The following is a 3,828-nucleotide window of genomic DNA, read 5'->3' as shown; positions in this document are numbered from 1 at the left end:
CGCCGCGCCGGCGCCGGCGAGATCCCCCTGCGCCGTCAGCAGGTCGCCGATCTTGCTGTGCGACACCGACAGGTTGCGCTGCCAATAGGCGTTGTTCCAGTCGACGAGGGTGAGGCGCTCGAAGATCGCGCGGCCCCTTTCGAGCAGCCGCCGCCGCGGCGCGAGCGGCGCGCGCTCTTTGAGCGCATCATCGAGGTCGAAGGTGAAACGCTGGCCCAGTTGCCCGAGCGCCTCGGGCGCCAGCGGCTGTTCGCCGAGCGCGGCGACCCAGGCGGCGCCGGCCTCGCCCTCGCGCAGCACGTACCCGGCGAGCGCCGCGGTCGCCCCGGCGAGTTCGCCGTCGGTCAATTCGCCGCCGTAGAGCGCCGCCGCGCCGGCCGGGTCATCGGCGCCGATCCGATGGACCATCGTCTCGCTCTGGTGCAGCGGATCGTCGGCTTCGAGGCCGGCGAAGTGCGCGGCGAGTTCGGCGTGGCCGGCGCGGCGCTGGTCTTCCGCAGGCAGGTAGCGCGCCAGAGCGGCTTCGCGCATCTGCGCGTGGGTGAAGTCCCACTGGCCTTCGGCGCCGCGCGCGACGACGTGCGCGCGGAAGCTGCGCCGGAGCGCGGCGAAGGCCAGCGGCTGCCACGGTTCACCGGTCTGCGTCGGCCAGAGGCCGGCCAGGTCGGCTTCGCGCAGGCCGTTGCGGGCGAGCGCGAGCGGGGCGGCGAAGGCGCGGCAGCGGCCGACCCCGTGCAGCGCTTCGGCGCGCCGCAGCAGCCACTGGTACGCGGGGGCGACCGGCGCCGGCAGTCCGTCGATCAGCGTCAGCAGGTAGCGCGTCAGCCGCTCGGCCGGCGCAATCGTCTGGTCGCTCTCGGCACGGGTGAAGTCGGCGGCGTCGAGCCGGTTGAGTTCGTCGACGGCGAGCGAGAGCCAGAGCGGGTTGCCACAGGCCGACCGGCCGTCGTCCAGGCGCTTGTCGAGCAGCGCCTGGACGACGCGGGCGTTGAGCGTGCGGTGATGACGCGCGCAGAGGGTGGCGATGAGTTCGCGCGCGGCGGCTTCGTCGAGCGGGGGCAGGGCCTCGCCGGCGAAGCCGGCCTGCGCGCAGGCTTCGCTCTCGGCGCCGGGCAGCGTGCTGGCGAGCAGCCGGACGTTCTCCGGCAGCCGACCCGGCAGCCAGGCCAGCGGCGAGCCGGTGACGAAGCGGTCGAGCGCGTCGATCAGCACGACGACGCGCCGCCTCGCGGCCATTCGCCGCAGCAGGTCGTGGAAGGCCTGGCGCAGGTCGTCGGCGGGGCTCTTGTCGTCGATCGGTTCGCGGATGCCGAGCGCGTCGGCGAGTTCGCCGACCCAGCGGCGGATCATCCGGTCGGTCTGCCCGGAGACCGGGCTGACGCCGGCGGCGTGGATCAGCAGCAGCGGGGGGGCGGCAGTCGGGAGAGCACTTGGCGTTGCGCTGGCCAGCGCTGATTCGCCGGCCGTCGGCAGGGCAGCGCCGGCTGCGGCGAGCCGCCGGGCGAGCGCGGCGAGCAGCGCGCTCTTGCCGGCGCCGGCTTCGCCGGTGAGACACCGCGCCGGAGCGTCCCCACTGCCCAGGCAGTGCCCGGCGAGCCGGGCGAGTTCGGCCTGCCGTCCGAGGAAGCCGCTGGCCCGCCAGTCGAGGAATTCGTCGAGCGCGTCGCGTTCGCTCTCCTGCCAGGTCGGCGCCGGGGCGCCGAGGCGCTCGCGGGTCTCCAGATCGAGTTCGCGCCAGAGGTCTTCGAGCACCTGTTCGCCGAAGGCTTCGAGGCCGCTGACGGTGTCGCCGGTCCAGGTGGCGCGGTAGGGCCGCAGGCGGTCGGGGAGTTGTTCGGCGAGCCGGGCCTTGAGCGCCGCGAGTTTCTGCTCGCGCTCGGGGGCACCGGCGTCGGGGGCGAAGGTCTCGGCGTAGTCGGCGGCGAGCGCCGGGTCCATCTGGTCGTAGGGCAGCGGCTGGCGCAGGTAGAAGAAGGAACGCCGCTGCTGTTCGGGACTGGCGAGCACGCCGTAGGCGATCTCGAGTTCGGTGACGCTCCGGCCGGCGACTTCGCCGGCGAAGCCGGCTTCGTCGGCGGCGGCCTGGATGCGCTCGGCCGGCGGGACCCAGCCGTAGCGGTCACCGATCAGGCCGATCAGGAACGGCCGGCTGCGTTCGATCTCGGCGAGGCAGACCTGCAGCACCTGCAGTTCGCGCGCGCCTTCGTCGGCGACCGCGGCGGTGTCGATGCCCAGTCGCAGGTCGATCGGTTCGAGCACCACCCGCCGGCCGCGCAGGCGTTCCTGCAGTTCGGGGAAGACGTGCTCGCGCAGCCAGTCGCGCTCGGCGTGCAGGTCGCGGAAGGTGCTGGTCAGGAAGATCGGCCGGCTGAGCCAGCCGCGGCGGCTGGTGCTCCGGCCGGGTGGGTTGGCGGACGGCGGCTCGCCGCCGCGGGTGCCTTCGGGCGGACCGGGTCGGGAACCTCCGGCGGCGGTTCCCGTCTCGGCTGTGCTGGTGCCGCTCGCCGCGCGGTCCGGCGTTTCGGCTGACCGTGTGTCGCGGGAATGCGCTTCTGGCGCAGCGGCTTGCGGGGACGCCGCGTTCTCCGGGAGGGCTTGCGCATTCGCGACCCCTCCCCCGGCGGCTGCGGGCTGCTGCTCGCCCGAGCCCTCCACCACGGGCTTTGCGCGGCGAAACCATCTGCTGAACCAGTTGCCCATGCGCCCTCCCCTCGCGAGATCAACGCTGCCGGCCTTCCCTCGCGGACGTGCGCGTCCGAACGCCAGGCTGGCCCCTCCGTCCCGGCATCGCGACAACCCTCGCATTGTAGGGGTCACGAGCCCTTTCAGGGGAATGGTCAGGAGTCCGGCTTTTCCGGTCGTCTCGTCTGGCTGGAGGGCGATCCGTTGCTTCGGCCGGCGACGGCTCGGTACCGCCCGCGTCGATGGCGGGCCAGGGAGCCGGCCAGATCAGGGGACGCGACGCGAACCCGCAGCGCGGACGACGCGCCGGACTGTGCATGTACCAGATCGCTCAGGGCCGCATGAAGTACAGCAACCGGTCATCGAAATGGAGGTGTGCCAACTCCGGCGGCGGTGGGGGCGCTGGTGGTCCTTCGATGATCACGGGGCATATCTCGGGTGGCGCTTCGTCGTCTCCTGCCTTGCGCACTAAGGCCCGGCGAACTTCCTTCATGACCCATTCCGACTCCCGAGCAGCCGTCGACCAGAAGAGGAGGAAAAGATCACAGGCGTCGATCCGCTGGAAGATCAGCCCCTCGTACTGATCGCCGGGGCGCAGGTCGAGAATGTCCTGGAAGTAGTCGATGCCGAAGGGCTCCAGCATCTGTACGCGCTGCAGAACGGCATTGCGATCCCTTCGGGCATAGGAGATGAAAGCGCTTCTGTAGCTGTGCGCCCGTCCGGTGGCTTCGGGTGCGGCGCCGGCGCGCCAACTCGCCGCTGTGCCAACCACGGTCAGGACAAACTTGACGTGGCCCACAGGCACCGAGTCCACTGCAACCCGGACGGTGCCGAAGACGTCGCATTCCGCGTGGTCAGCCGGCGCGGTGACCAGGAACTGCACTGACTCCGGGCGAGCGCGCCAGATCAGTGACTGCACCGGCTCCTCTACCTCAAGCCCGGGGGTGAGCAGCTCGATGGTCAGGCGCTTGCCCTCGACGATGTCAATTTCCAGCGTACGGGATCCCCGGCGTACGGCCCCGGCATCGGCCTCGCGGGCCGCCTGACGGACATCGTCAGCTCGGGCTGGGGGATGCGCCCACATTTGGACCATCTTGATTAGCCACAATGTTCAGCAAGCTCACGTGGCGAGCCTGCCGGGGTGAA

2 protein-coding genes are annotated in these 3,828 nt (G+C 71.8%); both read right to left on the bottom strand.

Features of this window, described 5'->3' with window-relative positions:
* A partial coding sequence (locus NFW05_RS08580) for a DUF4062 domain-containing protein (protein ID WP_295305057.1) occupies window positions 1-2,700 on the bottom strand: 2,700 nt, incomplete at its 3' end.
* Window positions 2,701-3,013: 313 nt separating this feature from the next.
* Window positions 3,014-3,766 (bottom strand): toll/interleukin-1 receptor domain-containing protein, encoded by a 753-nt coding sequence (locus NFW05_RS08575; RefSeq protein ID WP_295305054.1) that lies wholly within the window; start codon window positions 3,764-3,766, stop codon window positions 3,014-3,016.
* Between the last annotated feature and the right edge of the window lie 62 nt (window positions 3,767-3,828).

Source organism: Accumulibacter sp., assembly GCF_023806625.1.
Lineage (GTDB): Bacteria > Pseudomonadota > Gammaproteobacteria > Burkholderiales > Rhodocyclaceae > Accumulibacter.
The sequence above is the reverse complement of the archived record's forward strand: the minus strand, read 5'-3'. Positions and strand labels throughout refer to the sequence as shown.